This window comes from Mesorhizobium sp. B2-3-2, from assembly GCF_006442295.1.
Lineage (GTDB): Bacteria > Pseudomonadota > Alphaproteobacteria > Rhizobiales > Rhizobiaceae > Mesorhizobium.
Map to the genome: position 1 here is coordinate 650370 of NZ_VFWA01000002.1, position 23201 is coordinate 673570.

At 62.9% G+C, this 23201-nt stretch carries 22 protein-coding genes; 13 read left to right on the plus strand and 9 right to left on the minus strand.

The window, feature by feature from the left end; translation table 11 throughout:
- Positions 1-26 precede the first annotated feature (26 nt).
- The 9 genes from FJ964_RS08435 to FJ964_RS08480 all read left to right on the plus strand — a co-directional run bounded on the left by FJ964_RS08435 (position 27) and on the right by FJ964_RS08480 (position 8402).
- A complete protein-coding gene (locus tag FJ964_RS08435) occupies positions 27-1295 on the plus strand; it encodes an ABC transporter substrate-binding protein (protein ID WP_140549938.1) in 1269 nt (422 codons plus the stop codon).
- A 56-nt stretch (positions 1296-1351) separates the two neighbouring features.
- Complete coding sequence (locus FJ964_RS08440; RefSeq protein WP_140549939.1) at positions 1352-2308, plus strand: sugar ABC transporter permease; 957 nt, start codon at positions 1352-1354, stop codon at positions 2306-2308.
- Position 2309: 1 nt separating this feature from the next.
- Positions 2310-3134 (plus strand): carbohydrate ABC transporter permease, encoded by an 825-nt coding sequence (locus FJ964_RS08445; protein ID WP_140549940.1) that lies wholly within the window; start codon positions 2310-2312, stop codon positions 3132-3134.
- A 92-nt stretch (positions 3135-3226) separates the two neighbouring features.
- Positions 3227-3970, plus strand: coding sequence for a DUF899 family protein (locus tag FJ964_RS08450; RefSeq protein ID WP_140549941.1), 744 nt, complete (start codon positions 3227-3229; stop codon positions 3968-3970).
- A 78-nt stretch (positions 3971-4048) separates the two neighbouring features.
- Positions 4049-4600 (plus strand): DUF4142 domain-containing protein, encoded by a 552-nt coding sequence (locus FJ964_RS08455; protein WP_140549942.1) that lies wholly within the window; start codon positions 4049-4051, stop codon positions 4598-4600.
- Positions 4601-4863: 263 nt separating this feature from the next.
- Positions 4864-5328 (plus strand): cupin domain-containing protein, encoded by a 465-nt coding sequence (locus FJ964_RS08465; protein WP_140549943.1) that lies wholly within the window; start codon positions 4864-4866, stop codon positions 5326-5328.
- A gap of 222 nt (positions 5329-5550) precedes the next feature.
- Complete coding sequence (locus FJ964_RS08470) at positions 5551-5943, plus strand: RidA family protein (RefSeq protein ID WP_140549944.1); 393 nt, start codon at positions 5551-5553, stop codon at positions 5941-5943.
- Between the two features lie 164 nt (positions 5944-6107).
- Entirely contained in the window at positions 6108-6896 is a 789-nt protein-coding gene (locus tag FJ964_RS08475; RefSeq protein WP_181172400.1) for a type I restriction enzyme HsdR N-terminal domain-containing protein, read from the plus strand.
- 102 nt (positions 6897-6998) lie between these two features.
- Entirely contained in the window at positions 6999-8402 is a 1404-nt protein-coding gene (locus FJ964_RS08480) for an RNA-directed DNA polymerase (protein WP_140549946.1), read from the plus strand.
- Positions 8403-8455: 53 nt separating this feature from the next.
- Here FJ964_RS08480 and carB read toward each other — a convergent pair whose 3' ends face one another.
- From carB to FJ964_RS08500, 4 genes are all read right to left on the minus strand, one after another.
- A complete protein-coding gene (gene carB / locus FJ964_RS08485) occupies positions 8456-11947 on the minus strand; it encodes a carbamoyl-phosphate synthase large subunit (RefSeq protein WP_140549947.1) in 3492 nt (1163 codons plus the stop codon).
- 220 nt (positions 11948-12167) lie between these two features.
- Positions 12168-13013, minus strand: coding sequence for an SH3 domain-containing protein (locus tag FJ964_RS08490; RefSeq protein ID WP_140549948.1), 846 nt, complete (start codon positions 13011-13013; stop codon positions 12168-12170).
- A 316-nt stretch (positions 13014-13329) separates the two neighbouring features.
- The gene (locus tag FJ964_RS08495) at positions 13330-14088 is read right to left on the minus strand and encodes a metallophosphoesterase family protein (protein WP_140549949.1); all 759 of its coding nucleotides are present in this window, start codon (positions 14086-14088) and stop codon (positions 13330-13332) included.
- Positions 14089-14280: 192 nt separating this feature from the next.
- On the minus strand, positions 14281-14637 hold the full coding sequence (locus FJ964_RS08500; protein ID WP_140549950.1) for a helix-turn-helix transcriptional regulator: 357 nt from the start codon (positions 14635-14637) through the stop codon (positions 14281-14283).
- Positions 14638-14831: 194 nt separating this feature from the next.
- Between FJ964_RS08500 and FJ964_RS08505 the strand changes: the two genes are divergently transcribed.
- Complete coding sequence (locus FJ964_RS08505; protein ID WP_140549951.1) at positions 14832-16010, plus strand: MFS transporter; 1179 nt, start codon at positions 14832-14834, stop codon at positions 16008-16010.
- A gap of 41 nt (positions 16011-16051) precedes the next feature.
- On the opposite strand, the gene FJ964_RS08510 is transcribed toward FJ964_RS08505, so the two are convergent.
- A complete protein-coding gene (locus FJ964_RS08510) occupies positions 16052-16516 on the minus strand; it encodes a MarR family winged helix-turn-helix transcriptional regulator (RefSeq protein WP_140549952.1) in 465 nt (154 codons plus the stop codon).
- Between the two features lie 191 nt (positions 16517-16707).
- Here FJ964_RS08510 and FJ964_RS08515 point away from each other — a divergent pair, with 191 nt between their 5' ends.
- On the plus strand, positions 16708-17502 hold the full coding sequence (locus tag FJ964_RS08515; protein ID WP_140549953.1) for an SDR family oxidoreductase: 795 nt from the start codon (positions 16708-16710) through the stop codon (positions 17500-17502).
- Positions 17503-17713: 211 nt separating this feature from the next.
- Here FJ964_RS08515 and FJ964_RS08520 read toward each other — a convergent pair whose 3' ends face one another.
- Positions 17714-18313 carry a LysE family translocator gene (locus FJ964_RS08520; protein ID WP_140549954.1) on the minus strand — a complete coding sequence of 200 codons (600 nt, stop codon included), beginning with the start codon at positions 18311-18313 and terminating at the stop codon, positions 17714-17716.
- 95 nt (positions 18314-18408) lie between these two features.
- On the opposite strand from FJ964_RS08520, the gene FJ964_RS08525 reads away from it, so the two are divergent.
- On the plus strand, positions 18409-19278 hold the full coding sequence (locus tag FJ964_RS08525) for a LysR substrate-binding domain-containing protein (protein WP_140549955.1): 870 nt from the start codon (positions 18409-18411) through the stop codon (positions 19276-19278).
- A 60-nt stretch (positions 19279-19338) separates the two neighbouring features.
- Here the strand turns inward: FJ964_RS08525 and FJ964_RS08530 are convergent, their stop codons facing one another.
- The 3 genes from FJ964_RS08530 to FJ964_RS08540 all read right to left on the minus strand — a co-directional run bounded on the left by FJ964_RS08530 (position 19339) and on the right by FJ964_RS08540 (position 22345).
- Positions 19339-19989, minus strand: a complete 651-nt coding sequence (locus FJ964_RS08530) for a dihydrofolate reductase family protein (protein ID WP_140549956.1) — start codon at positions 19987-19989, stop codon at positions 19339-19341.
- Positions 19990-20091: 102 nt separating this feature from the next.
- Entirely contained in the window at positions 20092-20934 is an 843-nt protein-coding gene (locus tag FJ964_RS08535; protein WP_181172401.1) for a protein-L-isoaspartate O-methyltransferase, read from the minus strand.
- Between the two features lie 46 nt (positions 20935-20980).
- Complete coding sequence (locus FJ964_RS08540; RefSeq protein WP_140549957.1) at positions 20981-22345, minus strand: Nramp family divalent metal transporter; 1365 nt, start codon at positions 22343-22345, stop codon at positions 20981-20983.
- 227 nt (positions 22346-22572) lie between these two features.
- On the opposite strand from FJ964_RS08540, the gene mntR reads away from it, so the two are divergent.
- Positions 22573-23022 carry a manganese-binding transcriptional regulator MntR gene (mntR, locus tag FJ964_RS08545; RefSeq protein WP_181165236.1) on the plus strand — a complete coding sequence of 150 codons (450 nt, stop codon included), beginning with the start codon at positions 22573-22575 and terminating at the stop codon, positions 23020-23022.
- Positions 23023-23201 lie beyond the last annotated feature (179 nt).

Below are 23201 nucleotides of genomic sequence, written 5' to 3' on the forward strand. Positions count from 1 at the left end.
GTTCCAAAAGGAGATCCTCCGCCGCCATGAGGCTCTTTTATCCATTTGCCGCGCTGGTCGCTGCCGCGATGATTGCGGCCGTCCCTGCGCGAGCCGTCGAATTGTCGATCGTCTCGGGCGACACCGGCATCGGCATCAAGGTGCTGCGTGAAATCCTCGACCGCTATGAGAAGGCCAGCGGCAACACGGTCAGCATCGTCGTCATGCCGGCATCCGGGACCGACCAGTTCGGCCAGTACCGGCTGTGGCTTGCTGCCGGCAACAGCGATATCGACGTCTACCAGACCGACGTGATCTGGGCGCCGCAGCTCGCCAGCCAGCTCGTCGACCTGACCGCGGCGACCAAGGATGTCGTCGGCGCCCATTTCCCCTCGATCATCCAGTCGCAGACCGTCAACGGCAAGCTGGTGGCGCTGCCGATCTTCACCGATGCGCCGGCGCTCTACTACCGCAAGGACCTGCTCGACAAATACGGCGCCAAGGTGCCTGCGACCTGGAAGGAGCTGGCCGACACCGCCAGGCTGGTCATGGACGAGGAGCGATCTGCCGGCAATAAGGATATCTGGGGCTTCGTCTTCCAGGGCAATGCCTATGAGGGGCTGACCTGCGACGCGCTCGAATGGGTGATGTCGAACGGCGGCGGCCAGATCATCGAGCCGGACGGCACCATCTCCATCAACAACCCAAAAGCGGCGGCAGCGCTCGATATGGCCAAAGGCTGGGTCGGGACCATCGCGCCACCCGGCGTGCTGGCCTATCAGGAAGAGGAATCGCGCGGCGTGTGGCAGACCGGCAATGCGGTCTTCATGCGCAACTGGCCCTATGCCTATGCACTCGGCAATTCCGAAGGCTCGCCGATCAAGGGCAAATTCGACGTCGCGCCGCTGCCGGCCGGCACCGGCGAAGGCGCGCGGCCGGCGGCAGTGCTGGGTGGCTGGAATCTTGCCGTGTCCAAATATTCCGGGCACCCGGACGCGGCGATCGGGCTCGTCAAATTCATCGCCTCGCCCGCGATGCAGAAATACCGCGCGCTGAGGAACTCCAGCCTGCCGACCATCCAGGCGCTCTATGACGATGCCGACATCGCAAGGCAACAGCCGATCGTCCCGCGCTGGAAGCAGATTTTCCTCAATGCCGTGCCGCGTCCCTCGGCCGCGGCCAAGATCAAGTACAACGAGGCGTCGAGCCAGTTCTGGAACGCCGTCCACAAGACGCTGTCGGGCGATGGCGCCGCCGGCGACAATCTGGCCGACCTCGAAGCCATGCTGACCAGGCTGAAGGGTCGTGGCTGGTGACGCCACAACGCGCCTCCATATCCCGCCCGGCCGGAGGGATGACAGAAACGGAGCCGATGCCTGAAACAGCCGCGACCCGCCGCCCGCGCGCGCGGCTGATGCGCCAGCGCGTGCGCTCGGCCTGGCTGTTCCTGGCGCCGATGCTCCTGGTGCTCGCCGCCGCCGCCGGCTGGCCGCTCGCCCGCACCATCTATTTCAGCTTCACCGACGCTTCGCTGGCCGACCTCGACGCCCGCCAATGGGCAGGCTTCGCCAATTACTTCTCGGTGCTGCATATGCCGAGCGGCCGGGTGCTCTATGACGGCGTGCTGGCCGACCCGGTCTGGTGGAGCGCCGTCTGGAACACGGTGCGTTTCGCGGTGATTTCGGTGAGCTGCGAGACGATCCTCGGCATGATCGTCGCGCTGGTGCTCAATGCCGAATTCCCGGGCCGCGGCGTCGTCAGGGCGGCGATCCTCATCCCCTGGGCGATCCCGACCATCGTCTCGGCCAAGATGTGGCAGTGGATGCTCAACGACCAGTTCGGCATCATCAATGTGGTTCTGCTCAATCTCGGCCTGATCGACAGCAAAATCGCCTGGACGGCCAACGCCGACACGGCGATGGCGGCCGTGCTGGTCGTCGACATCTGGAAGACGACGCCGTTCATGGCGCTGCTCATCCTCGCCGCGCTGCAGATGCTGCCGCGCGAGATCATCGAGGTCGCCAAGCTCGATGGCGCCAATCCGTGGCAGATCTTCTGGCGGGTGACCTTGCCGCTCATCCGCCCGGCGGTGATGGTGGCGGTGATCTTCCGCGCGCTCGATGCGCTGCGCATCTTCGACCTCATCTATGTGCTGACGCCCAACAACGTGCACACCAAATCGATGTCGGTGTTCGCGCGCGAGAACCTGTTCGAGTTCGACAAGTTCGCCTACGGCTCGGCCGCTTCGACGCTGCTGTTCCTTATTCTTGCCCTTCTCACCATGGCCTATATCCGGATCGGCCGGGTCAGCCTGGACGGAGGGCGCTGAGATGGGGATCCTGAAGCGGACGGCTTTCTACCTGCTGGTCGCGGTCATCGTGCTGGTCGCCGTTTTCCCGTTCTACTACGCCATCGTCACCAGCCTGAAATCGGGCACCGAGCTCTTCCAGGCCGACCTGTGGCCCCGGACGTTCAGCCTCGGCAACTACCGCAACGTGCTGACCGAAGGCGCCTTCGCGCGCAACCTCATGAACTCGTTGGTGGTCTCGGGCGCGGTCGTCGCGCTCTCGCTGTTCCTTGGCGTCACCGCGGCCTATGCGCTGGCGCGCATCCGCTTCCGTGGCCGCTCGGCGCTGCTCTTCGCCATCCTGTCGGTGTCGATGTTCCCGCAGGTGGCGGTGCTGGCCGGGCTGTTCGAGCTGGTACGGATGTTCGGCCTCTACAATTCGCTTTTCGCGCTGATCTTCTCCTACATGATCTTCACCTTGCCGTTCACCGTCTGGGTGTTGACCGCGTTCGTGCGCGACCTGCCGGTCGAGGTCGAGGAGGCGGCGATCCTCGACGGCGCGACGCCGTGGATCATCGTCACGCGCATCTTCCTGCCGCTGATGTGGCCGGCGCTGGCGACCACCGGGCTGCTCGCCTTCATCGGCGCGTGGAACGAGTTCCTGTTTGCCCTGACCTTCACCTCCAACAACGCGCAGCGGACCGTGCCGGTGGCGATCGCGCTGCTGTCGGGCAATTCGCAGTTCGAGATCCCGTGGGGCAACATCATGGCCGCGTCGGTGATCGTCACCGTGCCACTGGTGGTGCTGGTGCTGATCTTCCAGCGCAAGATCGTCTCGGGCCTGACCGCCGGCGGCGTGAAAGGGTGAAGGGAAATTGTCGGAATCGGCCTGAGCGGCCCGTCCTTAGGTCGTAGAGCAACCGCGCCGGGACGCCGGCGCTGTGACCCAAGGAGCCGATCATGATCACCTTTCCCAACGAATCCGCCAAATATCGCGCCGCCCGCGAAAAACTGCTGCAGAAGGAAATCGAGCTGCGCCGCGCCATGGAAGCGGTTGCCGTCGCGCGCCGCTCGCTGCCGCCGGGCGGGCTGGTGCCACAGGATTACGTGTTCGACGGGCTGGATGCCGAGGGCAGGCCGGCTGAGATAAAGCTGTCGCAGCTGTTCGCGCCCGGCAAGGACACGCTGATCCTCTACCAGATGATGTTTCCGCGCCATCCGCAGGAGACGCGCGACGTGGCAATGACGGGCGGCACGGCGAAGCTGGCGCGGCAGGAGCAGCCATGCCCGTCCTGCACCGCGCTGCTCGACCAGTTCGACGGCGCGGTCGGCCATCTCGAAGCCGCCGGCTTCAACTTCGCCGTGGTGGCGAAAACCGCGCTCGAAAACCTGCTCACGCTCGGCCGCGACCGCGGCTGGAAGAACATGCGGCTGGTGTCGTCGGCCTCCAACAGCTTCAAGCGCGACTACAATGCGGAGGCGGTCGACGGCGCGCAGATCCCGCTGCTGTCGGTGTTCCACCGCGATGCTGACGGTATCCGCCATTTCTGGTCGTCCGAGCTGGACTTCGCCGCGCCCGAACCCGGCCAGGACCCCCGCGCCATCGGCACCTGCGAGATCCTCTGGAATCTGATGGATTTCACGCCGGAAGGCCGGCCGAACTGGGACGAGCAGCTGCAATATGGCGAGGCGTGCTGCCATTGAAGGCAGGGCGCCCGGCGCAACTTCCGCTCCTCTGCGGCGTTGGAATCCCGAGGGATCCATTCCGACCGGAGATTGCAGATGAAAACGCTTCTGACCATGACCGCCGCGGCCTTGCTCGCCGGGGCGCCCGCAGCGCTTGCCCAATCCACCGCCCAAACGACCCCGTTGGCCGCCGACAGCAAGGTCGACACGCAGACCTTCATCACAACGGTGCCCGGCGCCAACGAGTTCGAGATCCAGTCGAGCAAGCTCGCCGAGCAGAAATCCGCCTCGGCCGACGTCAAGGCCTTCGCCAAACAGATGATCACCGACCACACCAAGGCCGGTGAGGACTTCAAGGCGGCACTCGCCCAAGGCCAGACCACCGCCTCGACCAAGCCGGCCGGCCCGGCGCTGCAGCCGAAAGAACAGGGCCAGCTCGACGAACTCAAGGCCGCCAGCGGCAAGGACTTCGACACCAAATACATCATGATGCAGGCCGAAGCGCACAAACAGGCGGTGGCGCTGTTCAGCACCTATGCCAAATCGGGCGATGATCCGGCGATGAAGGAATTCGCCAAGAAGACGCTGCCGGTGCTGAAGATGCACGAAAAGCACGTGAAGGAACTGGGGGCGGCGCATCAGGGGTGAGGGGCGTTCGACAGGAGCTGAACGGCTGACGATAGCGCTCTACGGCGCCCCCCTCTGTCCTGCCGGACATCTCCCCCACAGGTGGGGAGATTGACTGTACTTTCGGCCTTCGCCAATCTCCAACGTGGCAAGAAGAGAGCCGGCGCCGAAGCCGCCAATCTCCCCCCAAGTGGGGGAGATGTCCGGCAGGACAGAGGGGGGCGCCGTAGAGCGCGACGCTCTGCGAATTTAGACTGCGGTCGTCTATCCGAGAGAAGGATCCCATGCCCAAACTCGACCTTGCATCCCTGCCCATCCGCAAGGGCTCGGGCTACCCCGCGCCCTTCGACGCCCCTTGTGCGACCCGCACGCGCCGCCGCCTTGGCGATGCCGGCGGCCTCACCGATTTCGGCGTCAATCTGATGACATTGCCATCCGGCGGCTGGTCGAGCCAGCGCCACTGGCACAGCTATGAGGACGAGTTCGTCTATGTGCTGGAAGGCGAGTTGACGCTGGTCGAGGATGGCGGCGAGACGCTGCTGAGCGCCGGCGACTGCGCGACCTTCGCCAAGAACAGCGGCAACGGTCACCATCTCATCAACCGCTCGTCCACGACGGCGCTCTACCTCGAGGTCGGCTCGCGCAACCCGGACGATGTCATCACCTGCTCCGACGTCGACATGATGAGCCCCAGCGCCGATGGGCGTTTTCTGCACAAGGACGGCACGCCGTATCCGGGGCAGGAGTGAGCGCTGGCTCTGGTCTCCCTTCTCCCCTTGTGGGAGAAGGTGTCGCCGCAGGCGACGGATGAGGGGTGCTCCAGGGAACGCCAACGCCTCACTCCGCTGGAACACCCCTCAACCGTCTCGCCGCTATGCGGCGATCCACCTTCTCCCACAAGGGGAGAAGGAAGAGACGCTGGCATTCGGCCGGCGCCGCGATAAGCTCCCGCTAACCCAGGGAGCATCACCATGAAAAAAGAAGTCATCGAAGTACCCGTCATGTCGGACAAGGTGCGCTCACTCGGCCTGCCCTGTTCGACGGCGGTGAAGGCCAACGGCTTCGTGTTCATCTCGGCGACGCCGCCGGTGGACATGGTGACCGGCGAGATGGTGCGCGGCGACATCGAGGTGCAGACCGAGGCGTCGCTGAAGGCGCTGAAACATTGCCTGGAAGCCGCCGGCACCTCGCTGGAAAACGTAGTGATGGTGCGGATCTATGCCGTCAATTCGGGATTCTACAGCGCGATCAACCGGGTTTATGCCCGGTATTTCAGCGTGAACCCGCCGGCGCGGAGTTTTGTGCCGGTGGCGTCTTGGCCGATGGAGTTTGATATCGAGATCGAGTGCGTGGCGGTGGCGTGAGGGTGAGAAGCTGTCCGCGCAGCGGACCGAAAAGCCAATTGCTTGACTTTGCGAGCTTCGAACGCCCGAGCCTGCGAAGGACCGGCAATCCCTAGCGTAAGTTTTTACTTGTCTTTCAAGTAAACTCGCTCTCAACTCTCTTGGGGGATAGGGAGGGCGAGTCATTGAACAAACTGCCGAAGAAATTCATCGAACGAGTTGCGTCGAGTCTCAAGAAGTATCAGCGGATCACGCTGGCTCAGCAAAAATCCGATGTCGCTGAGGCTGACACGGTTACCTTGGTTAAGGATATTCTGGCTGATGTCTTTGGCTACGATAAATATGACGAACTGACGTCGGAGCACCAGATTAAGGCGACATACTGTGATCTCGCGATCAAGATCGCGGGAAAACTTCGATTGCTTGTCGAAGTGAAATCAGCAGGTAGCAGCTTGGCCGACAATCACCTGAGGCAGGTTATCGACTATGGGGCTCACCAAGGCATTCACTGGGTGATCCTGACCAATGCAGTCGAATGGCGGCTGGTCCGTATCTATGTGGCAAATCAAATCAGCCATGAAGAAGTTTGCCGCATCGTCCTTGCGAATATGAATCCCAAGAACGAGGATCACTTGCAATGCCTCTTCCTGTTTGCCAAGGAAGGGCTGACGACCGACGCAATGGATGCCTTTCATCAGCACGCTCAACTGTTCAACAAGTTTACCGTTTCCGCGATTATCCGATCTGAGCCGGTGATTTCGATTGTGCGCCGTGAAATTCGGAAGCTCTTTCCTGACATCAAAGTAGGCAATGAAAACTTGTCGTTGCTGGTTGAAAATGAAGTAATCAAGCGGGACACGATCGAAGGCGACAAAGCCAAGGAAGCGGTGGCCAAGATACGGAAGGCCGCGAGCAAATTAGAAAGAGCCAAAGCTAAGGCGGCGAAGCCAATTGCTATTAACGTTGAGACGTGACACTTCAGTTGATTCTTAACACTCTTGCCGGTGCCAACCAGCAGTCAACTGCGGGCTTAGCCCGTGCCGGCGCTAAATGTCTTCCAATTACTTAGGATACGTATGAGTGCTTTTGACGCAATAATCACAGCTAAAAATGCCCGACCCATCTGGAAAAAACTTAGCGAGAGTATCGTTCCAATCATTGGTGCAAAAGAATTAAAAGAGATCGTTGCGTCAGTAGATCAATTAAAAGCAGATATTAAGCAAAATAAGTACATTCCATCAATAGGACATGGCTACTTAGGATACCTGAAATCTGCTGGATGCACTCGGTTCGTCCCGATTCTGACAGCTGATGACATGACGGTATATTACCTAATCGTGCTCGCCCTCCAAGAGTACCTCATTGAGGATTTCGAGGGTGTGTACGGTGCATACCGGTCTGTTCCCAAATCAGCCAAAAAGGTAAAGGACCCAGAGAAAGAAGACGATATCATCGATCCTTATTTTCGCGACACGTTTTCTAGGAGAGCTTGGTTCAAAGATTGGTCGCAGTTTACCGATCTTCTCATTGAGACGTGCAATGATTCTACTGTTGGCAATTACGTCCTAGTGTCCGATGTCGCAAATTTTTATGACACGATCGATATAGGCGGCCTAATAAATAATATCAGAAGCAAAGTTCCTGGAAACGATGAGATCGTTTCCCTGTTGGGGTATTTTTTGAATTATTGGGATCGACGCATCAAGGGGTACAGCCCGTCGTCAAAAGGTATACCGCAGGAAATAATCTCAGACGCGTCTAGAATAGTCTCAAATTTCTATCTAAATGAGTTTGACAGAAAATTTATTGAGCATTGCAAAACTGAGAAAATATTATATCTAAGATGGGCTGATGACATCGTATTGTTTGGAAAATCAAGGATTCAACTTGAAAATACAATGCATCAAGCATCGAGGCTCCTGCTAAATCTGGGCCTAAATTTCAATGCATCTAAGACGAGGCACTTTTCAAGGCGCGAGTTCCGAGAGTATCGGGCACTCTCATTACTTAGCTCTGTTTCGAAGAAGAATATAGGCGCTTTCGACAGAGAGCTAAGGAGGTTTTCAGCGAGATATCCATCTAAAGGTGGAAGAATTGATACCGTAGTCAAGGCGTCACTTAATTTCCTTTCTGCTGAGCCGAAAGCTAGAACGCTATTTGCGATGAGTTACCTGCGCGAGAAGCTACATGAGTATGAGTTTTTATCGGGGCTGAACGAAAGCCAGCTATTGAAAAAGTATCTTCTTTACGGAAATATAGGATTGGAGCTCAGAAAAGATATAGAAATTGTCCTCAGACATCCGTATGCCGCACCGCGCGCTACGTTTCTTTCTTTAATTAGAAAGTATAAAATCAGACTTCTGAAAGAAGGGGTTTCTGCGTCTACTCTAAAGAGTCTAGTCGACCGGATCGAAATGGAGTCGCAGGACAGTGAAATAAACCTGTCAATATGTGTTCCCGCAGCGAGAGCGGCTATCTGATCCTACGGATGTACTCATGCTCGCTGCCGGCTCGATTGTCGGAAGTAAATGCCTCAAGCAAAATACTCCTGCAGCGGCCTGACCTCCAGGCTCCCCGCCTTCAGCGCGGCGATCGCCTCCGCCACCGCTGCCGCGCCCGATAGCGTCGTGTAATACGGCACTTTCTGCATCAGCGTTGCTCGCCGCAGCGACTTGGAGTCCGACACCGCCTTCTGGCCATCAGTCGTGTTGAACACGATCTGCACCTGGCGGTTGCGGATGGCGTCTTCGATGTGGGGGCGGCCTTCGAGCACCTTGTTTATTTTCTCGGCGACGACGCCGTTTTCGGCCAGGAAGCGGGCGGTGCCTGAGGTGGCCATCACCTTGAAGCCGAGGCCGGCGAGGCGCTTGACCGCCGGCAATATGCCTTTCTTGTCTTCGTCGCGCACCGAGACGAATAGGGTTCCGGAGCGGGGGAGATCAACACCCGCCCCGAGCTGGCTCTTGGCGAAGGCGAGGGCAAAATCGCGGTCGAGGCCCATGACCTCGCCGGTCGAGCGCATTTCCGGGCCGAGCAATATGTCGACGCCGGGGAAGCGGGCGAAGGGGAAGACGGCTTCCTTGACCGCGATGTGACCGGGGTTCCTGGGGTCGGGCATGGCGCCGTAATGGGCGAAAGCGTCTTCGAGGCTCTCGCCGGCCATGATGCGGGCTGCGATCTTGGCGATGGGTCGGCCGATGGTCTTGGCGACGAAGGGCACAGTGCGCGACGCGCGCGGGTTGACCTCCAGCACATAGACCGTGCCGTCCTTGATCGCGTACTGCACGTTCATCAGGCCTCCGACATTGAGCGCGCGGGCAAGTGCCGCCGTCTGGCGCTCCAGCTCGTCTACCAGCTCCGAAGGCAGCGAGTGAACGGGGAGCGAGCAGGCCGAGTCGCCCGAATGGATGCCGGCTTCCTCGATGTGCTCCAATATGCCGGAGACGAAGGTCGCCTTGCCGTCGCAGAGGCAGTCGACATCGACCTCGATGGCGCCGGAGAGATAGGTGTCGAACAAAAGCGGGTTCTTGCCCAGCAGCGTGTTGATCTGGCCGGTCTTGTCGTTGGGATATTTCTGCTTGATGTCCTCCGGCACCAGGCCGGGCACGGTGTCGAGCAGGTAGGATTGCAGCATGCCCTCGTCATGGATGATCTGCATGGCGCGGCCGCCCAGCACATAGGAGGGGCGCACCACCAGGGGGAAGCCGAGCTCGCCGGCGACGAGGCGGGCCTGCTCGACCGAATAGGCGATGCCGTTCTTCGGCTGGCTGAGGTTGAGCTTGTGCAAGAGCTTCTGGAAGCGGTCGCGGTCTTCGGCCAGGTCGATCATGTCGGGCGAGGTGCCGAGGATCGGGATGCCGGCCTTCTCCAGCGCGTCGGCCAGCTTCAGCGGCGTCTGGCCGCCGAACTGGACGATGACGCCGACCAGCTCGCCCGACGCCTGTTCGGCGCGCAGGATCTCCAGCACGTCCTCCGCCGTCAGCGGATCGAAATAGAGCCGGTCCGACGTGTCGTAGTCGGTCGACACCGTCTCCGGGTTGCAGTTGATCATGATCGCTTCATAGCCGGCATCGCGCAGGGCAAAGGCCGCGTGGCAGCAGCAATAGTCGAACTCGATGCCCTGGCCGATGCGGTTCGGCCCGCCGCCGAGGATGACGACCTTCTTGCGCGACGAAACCTGCGCCTCGCTGGCGAGCGCGCCGGCGAACGGCACTTCATAAGTGGAGTACATGTAGGCGGTCGGCGAGGCGAACTCGGCCGCGCAGGTGTCGATGCGTTTATAAACCGGATGAACGTCGAGCTTTTCGCGAATCTTCTGAACGACTTCCACGTCGCTCTTCGTCAGCGACGCGAGGCGGGCGTCCGAAAAACCCATGGCCTTCAGCATGCGCAGATTGGCGGCATCCTCAGGCAGGCCGTGTTCGCGGATGCGGGCTTCCATGGCGAGGATGCCCGCGATCTGCTCGAGGAACCACGGGTCGATCTTGCACATGGCGTGCACGTCTTCCAGAGAGGTGCCCATGCGGATCGCCTGCGCCACCATGCGCAGCCGGTCGGGCGTCGGCGTGCCCAAGGCGGCGCGGATGGCGTTGCGGTCGTCGGCGCTGTTGGCCGAGCCGAGATCGGGGATTTCGATCTCGTCGAGACCGGTGAGGCCGGTTTCCAGCCCGCGCAGCGCCTTCTGCAAGGATTCCTGGAAGGTGCGGCCGATGGCCATGACTTCGCCGACCGACTTCATGGCGGTGGTCAGCACAGGCTCCGCGCCGGGGAATTTTTCGAAGGCAAAGCGCGGGATTTTCGTGACGACGTAATCGATCGACGGCTCGAACGAGGCGGGCGTGGCGCCGCCGGTGATGTCGTTCTCCAACTCGTCCAGCGTGTAGCCGACGGCGAGCTTTGCGGCGATCTTGGCGATCGGGAAGCCGGTCGCCTTCGAGGCCAGCGCTGAGGAGCGCGAGACGCGCGGATTCATCTCGATCACCACCAACCGGCCATCGGCCGGGTTGACGGCGAACTGCACGTTGGAGCCGCCGGTCTCGACGCCGATCTCGCGCAGCACCGCGATCGAGGCGTTGCGCATCATCTGGTATTCCTTGTCGGTCAAGGTCAGCGCCGGCGCGACGGTGATCGAATCGCCCGTGTGCACGCCCATCGGGTCGATGTTCTCGATCGAGCAGACGATGATGCAATTGTCCGCTCTGTCGCGGACGACCTCCATCTCATATTCCTTCCAGCCGAGCACGCTCTCCTCGATCAGCACTTCGGTGGTCGGCGAGGCGTCGAGGCCGGACTGGACGATGTCGAAGAATTCGGCCCTGTTGTAGGCGATGCCGCCGCCGGTGCCGCCCATGGTGAAGGAGGGGCGGATGATGGCGGGCAAGCCGACATGGTCGAGCGCCTGGGCGGCGATCGCCATGGCGTGACTGATGTAGCGCTGCTTGCGGTCGCCTTCGCCGAGGTTCCAGCTTGTCTCCAGCGCGTCGAGCGCGGCGTCGAGATGGTCGGGCTTTTCTGCCTTCAGCGCGGCGCGTTCGGCCTCATGCGTCTTGCGGTCGGCGTTCTTGACGTCGGTGGCGTTGGCCAGCATCGACTTCGGCGTTTCCAGGCCGATCTTCTTCATCGCCTCGCGGAACAGCGCCCGGTCCTCGGCCTTGTCGATGGCCGTGGCGTCGGCGCCGATCATCTCGACATTGTAGCGCTCCAGCACGCCCATGCGGCGCAGCGACAGCGCGGTGTTGAGCGCGGTCTGGCCGCCCATGGTCGGCAGCAGCGCATCCGGGCGCTCCTTGGCGATGATCTTGGCCACGACTTCGGGGGTGATTGGCTCGATGTAGGTGGCGTCGGCCAGTTCCGGGTCGGTCATGATGGTGGCCGGATTGGAATTGACCAGGATGACGCGGAAACCCTCCTCCTTCAGCGCCTTGCAGGCCTGCGTGCCGGAATAGTCGAACTCGCAGGCCTGGCCGATGACGATGGGGCCGGCCCCGATGATCAGGATCGACTTGATGTCGGTGCGTCTTGGCATCTTTATGAATTCCGTTCGGCGAGCGGCTTGCACGAAAAACCGGGACGGGAGACCCGGCCGGTTGTGCTTGCGATTCTGGTATCAGGCTAGGAGGGCCTTATAGGGAAGAGTTTTGCCTGATGTAACCCCGAAAATGAGGGCAGTAGGGCAGTAGGGCAAGGCCTTCCAGGCACTTCACATATTGCCTTGCTGCCCTACTGCCCTACTGCCCCTTCCAAAACTAATCCCCAAACGCGACCGCGTCCGTAATCTCGAATCGTTCCGAGACGCCGACGCGGATCATGCTCAGGCTGCCTTCGCGGGTGAAGCGGAAATCACTGTCGCCGTCGGAACCTGCTGGCAGTCCGCCGTAGAAGGAGATGACGCGGCTGCCGCCGTCGGGCCAGGTTACGGTGACGTCGGCCTTGTCACTGCCCTTGCGCTCGACACTTGCCGCGCAAAGGGTCATCGGCTGGCCGACATTGCGCGCGCAGGGAATTTCAATGGCGGCGCCTCCGCCGGTGGCCTCCGCCTGTGCCGGATTCTCCCCACCGGGCGGCGGTTCATTCGCCACCAGCGCCAGGGCGTAGGCATCTTGCATGGCGATCGCCGCTGCGGATTTCGGCGTGGTTGCGGGGGCAGCCGCATTGTCGGCTCCGCCCAGCCGCGCCGTCAGGTCGGGCGGCAAGGCGGGCGGCGACTGAGCGGCCGCGGGGCTGGCGGTTGCGGCATCGAGCGCCTGGCCTGAATCCGCCTGATTCGGATCGGGTGGGGATGCCGGATTGACGGGGTTGAGGTAACGGGCGGGGGTCCAGCCGCTGATTTTCGGGTTCTCGGCCTCGACCTTGCACCATTGCCGGCCGTCGACATCGGTGCAGCCGAGATTGTTCACGCTGGCGCCATTGGCCAGACGCGCCTCGGTCTTGCCGATCGGCGATGGCTGGGCGCGGACGTTGAGGAGATCGTCGGGGGCGAGGCCGGTTACGATGGAGATGAACGGCCCATCTTCGGCATGGGCCACCGTCAGAAGCAAAGGAGCGGCGATCAGCGCGAAGAGCGTCGTTCGGAGCGTAGACCGGCGCTTCATCGCTTCGCCGTGGCCGATAGATTGCATTACCAAAGGCACCGCCAGATACGAAAACGCCGCCACACGCGAAGCCGATTTTATAGGCGACTACGCCGCGCCATGTCCAGAAGCGAGATTTCTTCCGGCATGGACCGATCTGTGTGAAGGGGATCATCGGGGGAGCGAGGAGCGAGCTCAGCCAAGCATGCGCTTGATCGCGGCATGAATGCAAAAGCATTCAGCCTGGCGGCATGAATGCAAGGGCATTCAGCCGGGCGGTATGAATGCAAAAAGCATTCAGCCGGGCATGAGCTCGCTCAGCCCGGCATGAGCTCGCTCAGCCCGGCATGAAGCCGGTTCGCAGCGCATGGGCCCATTCGGGCCGTCCCGCCTGCTCGGCCTGGCGCGCCGCGGCCTCGTGATCGTAGTCGACGGCGATGGCCTCGAAGCGGTCGGGCCGGCCGGGCTCGCCTGAAGTGACGATGCCGTAGCGCGCATGCGGCCCGCCCTGCTCGGAAACATGTGCCGGCGGCGTCGAGTCTTCATAGGCGGGACAGCCGACGCTGCCCGGGTTGAAGATCACCGGACCGCCGGGCATGCGGATCAGCTCGGCGCGGTGGCTGTGGCCGCACAGGGCCAGACGGCAGGCCGGATCGAGCGCCTTCAACCGCCGCCGGATCGCGGCCAGCGGCGCGCGCACCAGCCGGCCATCGGTGATCGCATCGAGCAGGTATTTCTCGTCGTGGTCTGGACGTGCATGGAAAGCGATCACGCCGGGCGCGATCTCCAGCGTCAGCGGCAGGGCGAACAGCACCTCGCGCTGCGCCCCGGTCAGTCGTTCCTGCGCGTAGATGTCGGAGGCCCACATGGTCTCATCGGCCGGATCGGCGGCGACGCGGCGGTCATGGTTGCCGCGCACGGTCGGCAGGTCCAGCGCTTCCAGCCGCGCAAACGTCTCGCGCGGCCAGAGCGGACCCGAAACGCTGTCGCCGAGATTGACCGTGATGTCCGCGCCGCCGCGCCGCTCGAGGTCGGCGAGCACGGCGTCAAGCGCCAGCACATTGCCGTGGATATCGGCGAGGACGGCGATGCGCATGCGATGGCTTCCGTTGGTCGGGCACTTGCATAGCAGCGCCACGGTTGACGTTCTACGGAGTCAACCAGAAACGAACCGGTTTTCGCGCTTGCGAAGGAAGGGCGCGGCGACGAAGCTGCCAATCTCCCCCACAAGGGGGAGATTGCGGTCACCACGGCCTTCGCCACCAACGTTCGCGGTGGCCGAAATCTACTAGGCCGGCACTTCCATATCGTGGCCGCCGACCGCCGGCAGCGCGGCATCATCCGCGGCGGCGGCAATGATGCTGTCGAGCAGGCCGGGGAAGCGGGCGTCGAGATCGGCGCGGCGCAGCGTGATCAGACGGTTGGTGCCGGCCGCTTCGGCGCGGGTGACGCCGGCCTCGCGCAGCTTGGCCAGATGGTAGCTAAGATTGGTCTTCGACGCGAGATCGAGGAACTTGCTGCAGTTAAGCGGCACGCCTTCCTTGCTGGCGAGGTAGCGCACGATCGCCAGCCGCGTCGGGTCGCCGAGCACGGCGAGCACGATCGGCAGGCTGATCTGGTCCGTATTGGGATGTGGCAGGCTCATGGCTGCAACCTAAGCACAGTTTCGGCCGATTTCAACGCATCCGCTCCGCGTCTGCCATGCACACCGCTCTCCCTTTCACGACCGTGCTGACACAGGGCTGTCAGGATGGTCGTGCTATTTTTCCCTGGCTTCATTGACATCCTGCCGGGTTATGTCCAATTGTTCAATAACTTTTGAACTAAGGACCCATCGCAATGGACAAGCGGATCTTCTGGCTTGCGCTCGGATCGTTTGCGATCTCGACCGAAGGCTTCGTCATCTCCAGCCTTCTGCCCGACATCGCCAGGGATGCCGGCATCTCCGTTCCGCTCGCCGGCACGCTGATCACCGCCTTCGCGCTCGCCTATGCGGTCGGCACGCCCATCCTGGCGACGCTGACCGGCGAATGGGACCGGCGCCGCGTCATCCTGTGGACGCTGGTGTTCTTCGTCATTGGCAACGTTGTCGCGGCGATGAGTTCCTCCTTCGAAGTGCTGCTCGCCGCGCGCATCATCATGGCGCTGTCGTCGGGCCTGTTCGCGGCGACCGCGCAAGGCACGGCGGTGGCGCTGGTCGATGACCATCACCGGGCCCGCGCCATTGCCGTCGTCGTCGGCGGCACCACGGTGGCGGTGGCGGTGGGCGCCCCGCTCGGCGCGCTGGTCGCGGCGATCGCCGGCTGGCGCGGCACGTTCTATGCCATCGCAGGCCTCGGCGCGCTCGCCGGCGCCATCCTCTGGTATTGGCTACCGCGCGGCATCATCGGCACCAAGCTGCCGCTGAAGCGCCGGCTGGCGGCGGCAATGCGTCCCGGCGTGATGCCGATCCTGGTCACGACCACGCTTGCTCTTATCGGCGCCTTCACCGTCTTCAGCTTCATCGCGCCGCTGGCCATCGAAGCCAGCGGGCTCTCCCCGATAGCGCTGCCCGGCATGCTGCTCGCCTTCGGCGTCGGCGCCGTCATCGGCAATATCGCCGGCGGCCAGGCCGCGGATCGGTTCGGCGCCACGCGCACCGTCGGCTGGTCGCTGGCGCTGAGCGCTGCCATGCTCGTCACCTTCTCGCTGATCCCGGCCTTTCTGCCGCATCATCTCGCCGGGCCGGCGCTGATGGGCATGATGGTACCGTGGGGCATTGTCGGCTGGGCCTTCCCGCCGGCGCAGGCGAGCCGCATCATCAAGCTCGCCCCCGACGCTGCCCCGATCGTGCTGTCGCTCAACGCCTCGGCGCTCTATCTCGGCGTGGCGCTCGGCGCGGTGGTTGGCGGCGCCGTGCTGCGCTATGGCGCGCCGGCCGATCTCGGCTTCATCGCGGCCGTCTTCCCGATCGTCGGGCTCGGCATCGTGCTGGCCGGCCGGATGCTGGCGCGGCCGGTCGCCATGCCGGCGGAGTAGAGGGCGCCGAGCTTTTCGTCGCTGGTTCTTTCGCGGCCGCTTCACCTGGAGGGAGCGGCCGCCGGCATTTCGAGGTCCAGAGAGGCCACAGTATCCAGCGTCGCACGCAGCTTCGCGGCTTGCTCCGCACCGACCATCTCCTCGAAGCGCTGCTGGGCGACACTCCACAGCTTGATCGCCTCTTCGAGCTTGGCCCGGCCGTGCGGCGTCAGCCGGACGCGCTTGACGCGGCGGTCGTCCTTGTCGGGAAAGGTTTCGACATAGCCGTCGCGGACCAGCGGCTTCAGCGTGTGGCCGAGCGCGGAGAGATCCATGATCAGCGCCTCGGCAACGGTTCCCATCGCCGGTTCGCTGCTGGCACTGATCTGAAAGAGCAGGCCAAATTGCGTACCTTTCAACCCGGAAGGCGCAAGTGCGTCGTCGTAGAAGCGGCCGAGCCTGCGCGCGGTGCGGCGCAAGGTGGCATTGTTGCACCGGCTGAATCCCGGTTGCTGAAGGTCGGTCATGTCAACTCCTCGCCGGCAAAGACTGTGCCAGCCTGCCGCAGAAATAGTTTTCGCGGCCGCGGTTGACAAGATAGTGGCATATACCTATTTCGCCAAAAGTGGCATATGCCACTAATTGATCCAGAAACCCGGCAGCCGGCATCCGCCGAAGCCGAACCAGAGCGAAGAGCGCGAAAAAGGAACAGGAGACAATGAGCAAGAATGAGAACAAGGGCACGGCCGTGATCACCGGCGCCTCCTCCGGCATCGGTGCTGTCTATGCCGACCGGCTGGCGGGGCAGGGCTATGACCTGGTGCTGGTGGCGCGCCGCGCCGACCGGCTCGAGGAACTGGCTGAAAAGCTGCGCTATGCCTATAGAAGCAAGGTCAGCGTGATCAGTGCCGATCTGGCCGACGACGATGATGTGCGGCGGGTGGAGCGGGCGGTATCGACGGATGACAGCGTCACGCTGTTGGTCAATAATGCCGGGCTTGGTGGTGCGCAGGTGGTTGCGACGGCGGACGCCGATGCGGCTGAACGCATGATCAAGGTCAATGTCATCGCGTTGACGCGCCTGACCCGCGCGGTGCTGCCGGGACTTCTGGCGCGCAACCGGGGCGCCATCGTCAACATCGCCTCGGTGCTGGCCTTCGACACCTCGTTCGGCGGCATCTACAGCGGCACCAAGGCCTATGTCGTCAACTTCACCGAAGCCCTGCAGCGCGAAGTCGCCGGCACCCATGTCCAGGTGCAGGTGGTGCTGCCGGGGGCGACCCGGACCGATTTCTGGGAAAGTGCCGGAAGCGATATCAACGCCGTTCCGCAGGAGATCGTCATGACGGCCGACGATCTGGTCGATGCCGCGCTTGTCGGGCTGGCGAGGGGCGAGGCGGTCACCGTGCCGGGACTTGCCGACCCCGCCAAGCTGGACACTTTCCTCGGCGCCCGGCAAGCCTTTTTTGGCAGCTTGCACGCTGACAAGCCGGCGGCACGCTACGCAGCTTGAGCTAGCAGGACTGGGAGTTCCTCGCCCCACGAATGTGGGGAGAGGTGGCTCGGCTAAGCCGGGACGGAGAGGGGACTGGCGCAATCCTATCCGTGAACAGACTTGGAGAATCTCCCCAACCGGCGGCGCCGGCCCCCTCTCCGACCGCTTCGCGGCCCCCTCTCCCCCGCTCTGGCGGGGACTAGAAACCCAAGTCTTGCAAGGCTGCGCTCTACGCCTGCCGCCACATCGGAATGATGGATGCTGCCAGCACCAGGCCGAGCAGGATATTGAGCGCGCGCCATTGCCGCTCGGTCTTCAGCAGCCGGGCAAGCAGCATGCCGGCCACGCACCATAGCGACAGCGAGAAAGCGGCGGTGAGGCCGAAGGCGGAACCGAGCAGCAGCGCCAGACGCGCCGGTCCGTCGGCGAGTGCGGCGAAGGATGCCGCGGCTCCAAGCCCCATCGCCCAGCCCTTGGGGTTCACCCACTGAATGCCGGCGCCGCCAAGAAAACTGTTCGGTTTGACCATCGTCACGTCGAGCTTGGGTGCCCCCGCACGGCCGATCTTGAGCGCCAGCCAGACAAGGTAGAGTGAGCCGGCGATCTTCATGGCAAGCTGCAAGGACGGCATGGCGAGAAGCAGGCCGGCCAGCCCGGCGGCCGCCGCCCCGGTGACGGTGGCCAAGCCGGCCGCGCTGCCGACCACCAGCGGGATGGAGCGGCGAAAGCCGAACTGCGCGCCCGACGCCGTCGACAAGGTGGTGGCGATGCCGGGCGTGCTGGTCGCCACCAGGGCGAACAGGATCAGGGGGATGACGGGCTGGAGCATGCGGCGTCCTCAGTCGGAGGCCCCATGGTAGATGCAGCCGAATATCAGTAAATGCAATATTTGCGATAACGATCATTAGCATCTATAATGCAGGCATGATCCGCAATCTCGATACGACGCTCATGCGCACCTTCGTCACCGTCGCCGACAAGGCCAGCATGACGGCGGCGGCCAATGCGCTGCATCTGACCCAAGGCGCCGTCAGCCAGCAGGTCCGGCGACTTGAAGAGGCGCTCGGCCGCAGCCTGTTCGAGCGCGACCGGCGCGGCTTGCGGCTGACCTCTTCCGGCGAGCGGCTGTTCGGCAAGGCAAAGCGGCTGCTCAGCCTCAATGACGAGATCTGGGCCGAAATGGCTGCCAATGTCGTGGCCGGCCAGGTGCGGTTCGGCGTGCCTTACGACCTTGTCGGCACGACGCTGGCGCCGGTGCTGAAGGCCTATGCGCAAACCTATCCGCAGGTCGAGATATCGCTGGTCTGTGCCTCCTCGCCGGAACTGGCCGCGGCGCTCGCGGCGGGCACCATCGACCTGGCGGTCATCGAGGAACGGGTAGGGCCATCGGATGGCGAATGCCTCGCCATCGATCGGCTGGTGTGGGTCGGCGCCAAGGGCGGTGTCGCGCGCGCCAAGCGCCCCCTGCCGGTCTCGATGGTCGCCGACAGCTGCGCCTTCCGGCCGGTCGTGCTTTCGGCGCTCAACGAGCATGGGCTGGAATGGCGCACTTTGTTCGAGAACGGCAATATCGACGCCACAACGGCGACGGTGCGTTCCGACCTGGCCGTCACCACCTGGCTGGCCTCCACGGTGCCGGCCGATCTCGACATATTGCCATCCGAGTCCGGCCTGCCGCCGCTGCCGAATTTCTCGATCAACCTGCATTTGCCCAGGCATGGTGTCGGCCCGGCAGCGCAAGAGTTTGCTCGGCATATACGCGACGGTCTGGCGCGGCGGCCGCAGGCGGCTTGAGGGACTTCTCCGAACTTGGTTTCCTCTCCTCCACGTTCGTGAGGAGAGGAAAAGAAGCGTTTACTTCCAGGTCCTGCGCCGCTCGAGCTCGGCGTCGGATGGCTCCCCCGTGACAAAGGAACCGGTCTTGATTTCGCCGGCGCGCTCGTAGGTCGCCATGATGACGCCGGTGCTGGAACTCTGCGAGCGGGTCAGCTTGAAGGCGGCCGGCATCGCGCTATCGCCGAACAGCCGCTTGCCCTTGCCCAGCAACAGCGGGAAGATCATCAGCCGAATCTCGTCGATCAGCCCGTTGGCGAGCAGGGTTTGGATCAGATTGCCCGATCCCTGGATGAGCAGATCAGGTCCCTCTTCCTGTTTGAGGCGGCGCAACGCCGCGACGATATCAGGCCCAAGCGATTGCGTGTTCTGCCAGGTGAGCGAGTCCGGATGATGCGTCGCCACGTATTTGGTCGCAGGGTTGAAGGCATCCGCGATCGGATCTTTCTGATACGGCCAGTACGCGGCGAAGATGTCGTAGGTTCTGCGGCCGAGCAAGAGGGCGAAGGGCTTGGAGAATAGCTCATCCATTGCCCCGCCCGCCACCTCGTCGAAGTAATGGAACGTCCAGCCGCCGAACTTGAAGCCGCCGGCCGGATCTTCTTCCGGGCCGCCCGGCGCCTGCATGACGCCGTCGAGGCTGACGAATGTCGCCGCTTTGATCTTTCTCATGGGATGTTCCTCCTGTTTCGATCCACGTCGTTAGGGCGGGACTTCAGCCCAAGGACGGATGACTGGCTGGCCGTCCGACAGGGCATGCCGAAATTTTGCGCATCAATCCCGAGGCCGCGCATCGAGGCTGCGTGACGAAAACCAGACATGCTCAAAGATCGCGGTGGCGGTGCGGTCCGGCATCTTGTCCGCGGTCAGCCAGATCGAGCGGCTGCGCGCGGCCTGATCGCGCGTCGGGATTTTTGCCGCGAGGCCTGCAACCGACGCACCGGAGCAAGGGATGAACCAGGAGCGCATGAAAGGGTCGCAGGCAAAACCTTTTTCGGTGCGGGTCACCAGTACGGCGAGGGGAACGCGCTCGGCCGGGCGCCACGGGAAGATCATGCGGCCGCCCGGCTTCAGCGCCTTGAGCCAGCCGGGTGGAGGTGCCGCGACGCCGGCATTGACATAGATCGCGTCCGATGGCGGCAAGCCCGATGTGACGGCGTCGCCAGGAACGACAATGACGTTCTCGTAGGCCGTAAGATTTGCCTTGGCCCGCAAGGCAAGATCGGCGTCCAGTTCGAAGGCGGCAACGGTGCCGCCAGGTGAAACCAGCCTGGCCAGCAAAGCAGTGTAGTAGCCGGTGCCGGCGCCAATGTGAGTGACAGCCTCGCCGGGCCTGGGCGCCAGTTTCCCGATCCACATGGCGTGCAGGAACGGCTCGCCATTGTTGATGCCCTTATCGGCATCGAGCACCACCAGCACGTTCTGGTAGATGAAACGCGGGTCGGCGCTCGGCGTCTCGATGACGCCTTGACCGGCGACGATCGTCCATGGACCAGGACCGAGAAACGCCTCGCGCGGCACGGCCGCGAACACCTCTTCAAGACGCGGATCGGCGGAACGTGCCTGGGCGGCCATCAGCTTGGCGTAGAAGCTTCGGGATTGGGCTATCGTGGTCATGACCGACCGAAAAATAGCGCGGGCCGCGTCTTTGTCGCGGCCGATCTCAGCCGATCCCGAACAGCGTGTCGTAGAGCAGCTTGAAATTGAGCACCAGGATGATGGCGGCGACCACCCAGGCCAGCGCTGCAACGCCTCGCGGAATGGCGAGAGCGCCCATCTTCTTCCTGTCGGAGACGAAATGCACCAGCGGGATCACCGCGAAGGGCAGTTGCATCGACAGGATCACCTGGCTGAACACCAGCAACTGGCCGGTGCCCTTTTCGCCGTAGAGCGCGGTGACGACCACCACGGGAATGATGGCGAGGCCGCGCGTCAGCAGGCGCCGCGCCCATTGCGGGATGCGCAGGCGCAGGAAGCCTTCCATGACGATCTGGCCGGCAAGCGTGGCGGTCACCGTCGAGTTCAGGCCGGAGGCGAGCAGCGCCACGGCAAACAGGATCGAGGCAATGCTCAGGCCGAGCAGCGGCGACAACAGCTCGAAAGCCTGACCTATCTCGGCCACGTCCTGGTGGCCTGTGCCGTGGAAGGCAACCGCCGACACGATCAGGATCGAGGCGTTGACGAACAGAGCCAGCATCAGGGCGATGGTCGAGTCCGTCGTTGCCCATTTGATGGCGTCGCGCTTGCCCTTGTCGGTGCGCTCATAGGCGCGGGTCTGCACGATCGAGGAGTGCAAATAGAGATTGTGCGGCATGACGGTGGCGCCGATGATGCCGATGGCGATGTAGAGCATCGCCGGATTGGTGACGATTTCGGATGACGGCACGAACATCGAATGCAGGATTGTGCCGGCCGGCGGCGCGGCGACAAAGATCTGGATGGCGAAGCAGCTGAAGATGATGATCAGAAGCGCGATGACGAAGGCTTCGAGATAGCGGAAGCCCTTGTTCATCAACAAAAGCACCAGGAAGGCGTCGAGCGCGGTGAGCATGGCGCCGCCGATTAGCGGAATGCCGAACAGGAGCTGCAGCGCGATCGCGGTGCCGATCACCTCGGCGAGATCGCAGGCGATGATGGCGAGCTCGCAGGCGATCCACAGCACGAAGTTGACCGGACGCGGATAGTAGGCGCGGCAGGCCTGGGCGAGGTCGCGCCCGGTGGCGATACCCAGACGCGCGGCCAAGGCCTGCAGCAGGATCGCCATCAGGTTGGACAGCATGATGATGAACAGCAGGGTGTAGCCGAACTGGGCGCCGCCGGCGAGGTCGGTCGCCCAGTTGCCGGGATCCATATAGCCGACCGAGACCATGTAGCCCGGCCCCATGAAAGCAAACAGGCGACGGAACCAGACGCCCGAATTCGGCACAGCGATCGAAGAATTGACCTCGCGCAGGCTCGGCTGCTCGTCGCCTGGCCTGTCGAACCGCCACGCGGGTCTGGCTATGGCGGCGGCGTCGGTCTCGGACATGGGGAATTCCGCTTGATGGATGATACCCCTTATCTATGCCACGGCTCAACATTATGCAATATGCTATATTTCATTGATCGTGCTTTTGTGATGTGATCGATCTTGCGCTGACGGGGCGGCGATGCGGTTGCGCCTGGGTCCGAATGCAAATAAACGCCAGGATTGTCGGGTCCCGTGCTATGAATGCGGGCCGATTCAATCTTCGGGCAGCCAAGGAGGAGCGCATATTGGCGCTGAAGAACAGACCGGTCCCGCGTGAGCCGCTGCCCGATGCCGATGTCCATTCGGAAGGGTTCCGGCAGACGCGCGAAGCGCGCCGCAGCGCGCTGGTCGAGGATTATGTCGAGTTGATCGCCGACCTGATCGAGGATGGCAACGAGGCCCGCCAGGTCGACATCGCTGCCAGGCTGGGGGTCGCCCAACCGACAGTTGCCAAGATGCTGACCAGGCTGTGTGCCGACGGGCTGGTGTCCAGAAAGCCTTATCGCGGCGTGTTCCTCACCGAAGCCGGCCGCAAGGTCGCGGAAGAGAGCCGCATTCGCCACCAGACGGTGGAGGCTTTTTTGCGTTCGCTCGGCGTCAGCGCCGAGACGGCGCGCATCGATGCCGAGGGCATAGAGCACCATGTCAGCGCCGAGACGCTGGAAGCGTTCCGCAAGGCGATGACGGCGGGCTAGGGACTTTGCCAAGCCGTTGGGCTCGTTTCGCCGGCGAAGCCATGGACATACCACAGTCGCGGCCAGAGCAGCGGAGCCAACATGCCAGCACGGCCACGGCCGCGAAAAATGCTGTGACTTGGCGCAACCATTGAGATAATTGTTCATGAGGTGGAGCCGGCCTCGCGCCGGATCGACCA